The organism is Frateuria sp. (genome assembly GCF_035695185.1).
Taxonomy (GTDB): domain Bacteria; phylum Pseudomonadota; class Gammaproteobacteria; order Xanthomonadales; family Rhodanobacteraceae; genus Frateuria_A.
In genome coordinates this window covers 1-4,949 of sequence record NZ_DASSES010000184.1, presented here as the reverse complement: position 1 = coordinate 4,949, position 4,949 = coordinate 1, and the positions used below count along the sequence as shown (strand labels likewise).

The 4,949-nt window shown below is 65.5% G+C and carries 8 protein-coding genes; all 8 read right to left on the bottom strand.

Annotated elements, in window-relative coordinates:
• Positions 1 to 41: 41 nt before the first annotated feature.
• Complete coding sequence (locus VFH59_RS14815) at positions 42 to 725, bottom strand: MipA/OmpV family protein (RefSeq protein ID WP_325165679.1); 684 nt, start codon at positions 723 to 725, stop codon at positions 42 to 44.
• A 78-nt stretch (positions 726 to 803) separates the two neighbouring features.
• The gene (locus VFH59_RS14810; protein WP_325165677.1) at positions 804 to 1,025 is read right to left on the bottom strand and encodes a hypothetical protein; all 222 of its coding nucleotides are present in this window, start codon (positions 1,023 to 1,025) and stop codon (positions 804 to 806) included.
• Position 1,026: 1 nt separating this feature from the next.
• Complete coding sequence (tnpC, locus tag VFH59_RS14805) at positions 1,027 to 2,673, bottom strand: IS66 family transposase (protein ID WP_414655901.1); 1,647 nt, start codon at positions 2,671 to 2,673, stop codon at positions 1,027 to 1,029.
• A gap of 81 nt (positions 2,674 to 2,754) precedes the next feature.
• Positions 2,755 to 3,102 carry an IS66 family insertion sequence element accessory protein TnpB gene (gene tnpB, locus VFH59_RS14800; protein WP_325165676.1) on the bottom strand — a complete coding sequence of 116 codons (348 nt, stop codon included), beginning with the start codon at positions 3,100 to 3,102 and terminating at the stop codon, positions 2,755 to 2,757.
• Positions 3,099 to 3,458, bottom strand: coding sequence for an IS66-like element accessory protein TnpA (gene tnpA, locus VFH59_RS14795; RefSeq protein ID WP_325165675.1), 360 nt, complete (start codon positions 3,456 to 3,458; stop codon positions 3,099 to 3,101). The genes tnpB and tnpA overlap by 4 nt, the downstream gene beginning before the upstream one ends.
• Before the next feature lie 57 nt (positions 3,459 to 3,515).
• Entirely contained in the window at positions 3,516 to 3,995 is a 480-nt protein-coding gene (locus VFH59_RS14790) for a sugar ABC transporter substrate-binding protein (protein WP_325165674.1), read from the bottom strand.
• The gene (locus tag VFH59_RS14785) at positions 3,961 to 4,368 is read right to left on the bottom strand and encodes a hypothetical protein (protein ID WP_325165673.1); all 408 of its coding nucleotides are present in this window, start codon (positions 4,366 to 4,368) and stop codon (positions 3,961 to 3,963) included. The genes VFH59_RS14790 and VFH59_RS14785 overlap by 35 nt, the downstream gene beginning before the upstream one ends.
• Positions 4,369 to 4,445: 77 nt before the next feature.
• The coding region (locus tag VFH59_RS14780; RefSeq protein WP_325165672.1) for an ABC transporter permease at positions 4,446 to 4,949 on the bottom strand (504 nt) is incomplete at its 5' end.

The window sequence follows — 4,949 nt, the reverse complement described above, 5'->3', positions numbered from 1 at the left end:
ATCTGACATTTGCCATCGCACAAGAATGCCGTGCACTGAGTTCACCACTGATAGGCAACGGAAACTGCGGCAATTCCCTGCGTCTTCAGTTGTGTGATGGGACTGCTGGCGGCGCTTCCGAGCAGCCGGTTCACGGCGGTATCGGCATTGAACAGCCAGTGATCAGTGAAGAACCAGGTGATGCTAAACCCCATGCCGACGGCCTCCGCGCCGGCAGTGGCGTTATAGCGCGAATATCCCGATGCGGCGGATTGGGCCACGCCTACGCCAAACACGTTGCGCATGTAATCACCGGCGGCGACAGTGACGGACGGGCCGGCAAACATGACCAGTGTTTTCGAACTGCCCGGCAGCGGGAGATAGGCTCCCAGGTCACCGATGCAGCCGTTGGCACCGCCAATCACACGCCTGACATCCGCGCGCACGACGAGCGGAAAGCTCTTGGACACGGCGTAGGAGACGAACAGTTTGATGGCGGGCGCCGGTTCGATATTGCCCAGCCCTTCCAGATGGCTGGGGTATTGCGAGACGCGGCGGCCAAAATCGTAGGCAATAGCGATCCCAGCCCGGTAGTTGTCGCCCCGCAGCAGGTTGGCGCCAATACCTTCGCCGAGCGAGGCAAAGGCGATATCCCTGTAGCGAATGTTGACCGCGGGCCCAACCTGAATCGTGTACGGACGCGCGCCGTCATAGAGCGGCTTCACTGCCGTCCCGGCACCGAGCACAAACTGCCATTCTGGCACATTCGGCTCGAAGTATCCCTCCGCCGAGGGCCGCGGACATCTGGCATTGCGGTGGGTTGATCAGTGTTTCTGATCGCGGTGGATTGCGATGAGCTCTTTGAGCTGGTCGATACCGAAGTCGGTGAACGCCATGATCCCGTCGTCACCGTTCCCGTAGACCCAGATCAACCCGTCCTCCGGCTCCATTTCTCCGGCGATCTTGGCGAGCCAGTCTTCGTCTTCGCCGAGTTGGTCGGCGACGCGGGCGATGGTGGTGACGTGGTGGACTTTGTTGGTGTGCATGTCAGGCGGCCGCGGCGTCGAGGCGCTCGCGGCGCCAGTTCCAGGGGAGCAGCTGGGCGACGTGCTGCGCGGGATGGGCGGCGATGCGGGCAAGCACGTCAGCCAGCCAGGCCTGGGGATCGACATCGTTCATCTTGGCGGAGGCGATCAGGCTGTACATGATCGCCGCCCGTTGTCCGCCCCGGTCGGAGCCCGCGAACAACCATGACTTTCTGCCGAGCGCCACACTGCGCAGCGCGCGCTCGGCGGCATTGTTGGACAGGCAGATCCGCCCGTCATCCAGGAAGCGGGTAAAGGACGGCCACCGGCGCAGCATGTAGGTAAAGGCTTTGGCAAGATCGTGCCCGCGCGAGAGCTTGTCGCGTGTGGCCATCATCCAGCTCTCGAGTTCGGCGATCCACGGTGCGCTCTGGGCCTGGCGCACGGCACGGCGCTGGTCTGGCGGCAGACCATTGATCTCGCGCTCGATGTCGAACAACGCGTCGATGCGCCGTAGCGCTTCGAGCGCCAGCGGATAGACCGGCCTGGGTGTCTCGCCGAGCGCCGTCTTGCGCGCCGCCGCCTCGATATCGGCGAGTTCGAACACCTTGCGCCGGCTGTGGGCCCAGCAGCCCGCTTCCAGGATGGGGGCGGGCTTGCGCTCCGCCGCATAGAGATCGGCGTAGCCGCCATAGGCGTCGGCCTGCAGGATGCCGCTCCAGCCGGCGAGATGCGCCGCGGGATGTTCGCCGCGGCGGTCGCGCGAGTAATAGAACACCGCGGCCGGCGGATCGGTGCCGCCGAACGGCCGGTCGTCGCGTACATACGCCCATAACCGGCCAGTATCGGTCTTGCCTTTCGCCAGCACGGGGACGGTGGTGTCGTCGCCGTGCAGCCGAACGGCGGCGAACACATGCGCTTCCAGGCACCGATACAGCGGCGCCAGCGCGACCGTCACCGCGCCGACCTGGTCGGCGAGCGTCGACAGGCTGAGCGGCACGCCCTCGCGGGCATAGCGCTCGGCCTGGCGGTTCAACGGCTGGTGGCAGCCGAATTTCTCGAAGGCGATCATCGCGAGCAGGCTCGGCCCCGCCCAGGCGCGCGGGATCGGGTGGTAGGGTGCCGGCGCCTGGCTGATCGCCTCGCAATCCCGGCAGGTGAACTTCTCGCGGACGTGCTGGATCACTTTCCACTGGCGGGGGACGACCTCGAGGCTCTCGGTGATCGTCTCGCCGAGCCTGGCCAGCCGCGCACCGCCGCAGCAGGCGCAGACGGTCGGCCCCGGCACCACCACGCGCTCGCGCGGCAGATGCGCGGGGAACGGCTTGCGGCTCGGGCGGGCCCGCGTGAAGGCGGCGACCGGCGTCATCTTCTGCGCCGCCATCTCGCCGGCAAGCTCGTCCTCGGTCGCCTTCGTCTCGAGTTCCTCGAGCGCGAACTCCATCTGATCGAGCAGGCGGGCGGTGCGCTCGGCACGGGGGCCGAACATCTGCCGCCGCAGCTTCTCGATGAGCAGCTTCTGATGGGCGATCAGCGCCTGGTCGGCAGACTGCCGGGCCTCCAGTTCCGCTGTCTTCGCCGCCTGCGCCGCAAGCGCTTCGCGCGTCGCGATCAGCGTCGCCTTCAGCGCGTCAATGTCATCCGGGAGGTCCGGCGGGAGGGGTTCCACGACGCCGAGTGAATCACGAACCCCGTGGCCATGACACGCGTTTTCTGCGCGTCACGAGCGGATGTCCGGGTCGCGCGACGCCTATCCCGCCGATGCTGGGCGAAAGGTCTGGCGCGGATTTCGCCAGTCGATTCCGTCGAGCATGTAGCCGAGCTGCGCCGCGGAGATCGCCACCACGCCGTCGGCCGGCGAGGGCCATATGAAACGGCCACGTTCCAGCCGCTTAGCGTAAAGCGACATCCCGACGCCGTCGTGCCAGAGAATTTTGATCAGGTCGCCTCTGGCACCCCTGAAGACGTAAAGATCGCCCGCATGCGGGTCCCGCCCGAGCGCCTGCTGCACCTGCAAGGCCAGCCCGTTCATGCCGCGCCGCATGTCGGTCCGCCCGACCGCCAGCCATACCCGCACGCTCGCCGGAAACGCGATCATCGCCGCTCCAGCGCGTCCAGCACCCGCCGCAGCGCCGAAGCCGTCACGCCGCAGCCGACCCGCACGCAATAGCCGCCGGGAAGCGCGATCTCGATCATCCCGGCCAGCAGCCGCGGCGGCGGAGCGATCGGCGCATCCGGCGTCACCGTCACCGGCACGAGCCGCGGCCCCGGCGGCGCCTCGGCCACAGCGCCATACAGCTTGCGCCAGGCAAACACCTGATTGGCGTTCACGTCGTATTGCCGCGCCACGACGGAGACAGAGGCGCCGGGCACCAACGACGCCGCCACGATCTCTCGCTTCACCGCCTCAGGCCAGGACCGACGCCGTCGCGCAGACCGGACGCTTGTGTCCATTATCGTCTTCGTGGACACTTCCCACCATACCGTCGCCAAAAGGGCGGCCAGTGTCGCTCAGATCAGCACCCAACAGCAGGCGGTTCTCGGCGGAGGGATTCTCTCCAAGTCGATCAGCCGGTCCCGAACCGCCTTGCAGCCGAGGGGCGTGCCATCGATGCTGACAATGACGATGTGCTTCGGGTCGCCCACTTGTAGCAGCCGGCCCTTACCTTTCAGCACCGAGAACACGCCCTGCAGCGCATCGTTCCAGGGCGCGTAGATCCCGGCGAGATCAGGATGCGCCTGCATGGCGTTCTCGGTGCCTTCCAACGCCTTCTGCGGGTTCCAGTCGGTCGGAACCTGTGCGACAATGGTTATGTTTGGTGCCGCCTTCAACGCCTCGTCCAGGCATTTCGAGCGCCGGATGCCGTTGTCATTGGCCAACCCGCCCTGTAATTCGAGCAACTTGAAGGGTTTGCCGCCCGCCGCTTTGACGAAGAACTCGCCTGCCACCTTGCCGTCAGCGCAAGGGTCGCCGCCGACGTGATAGGTCACGGACTTCAGGTCGGACGGTGCCTAGTCCAGCGAAACGAAGGGAATCCCCGACGCGATCGTCGATCGAGCCAGGTCGTTCGCTGCCTCGAATGTCCCAGGGGATCGCAACAATGGCGTTCACGCCTTGCGAGACGAGCGTGTCTACCTGTGAGGCTTGGCGCTGCGCGTCCTTGTCGGCATTCGCAAAGGCCATCTTGGCATGCGCCGCGGCAATGGCATCGGCCAGCGCCTTCTTCTCGGCTACCCGGAAAGGCTCGATCTTGTCGAACGATACTCCTATTGTCATGTCCTTAGCCTGCGCCATGCCAAGCAGTGTGGTGGCCGACAGGATCGCCCCCACCCCCAAGCTTAGGTGAAACCTTCTTTTGCTCATGACTTTCCTCCCTCTTAGTCTTAAGTTGTATGATGGCGTCTATCCGTCCTCTTTGACTGCACGGTTTGCGGCATTATTCAGACCTGCAACTCGGGAATGAGCGGCGATCGCCGGGTCCGCATGTGCGCAGATATTGCATCCGCCGAGACGGCTATAAGCAAGACAAGGCCGCGCACAACATCGTAGGCATACGGGTTGGCGCCGATCAGCGTCATCCCGTTATCAACAGTCGTGAGCAAAAGACTCGCCAGCACGGTGCCCAACATGCTGGCACGACCGCCGAATAGGCTCGTGCCCCCCAGGACCACCGCCGTGATGACGGTGAACTCCATGCCGTAGCCGAGATCAGGATTGATCACGCCAACACGCCCTACCGTGATCAGGCCGGCCACGGCGCCGCAGAAGCCCGAGACTGCGTAGGCCATCAGGATCAGCCGCTCTGGCCGCATCCCCGTCTCGACCGCGGAGCGCGGTGATCCGCCCAACGCGAGCAGGCGCCGCCCGGGCGGTAGCTCGGACAGGAACAACCAGCCAAGTGCCGCGATCGCAAGGGCAGCGAAGACGGGAGCCCCGAAGCCGAG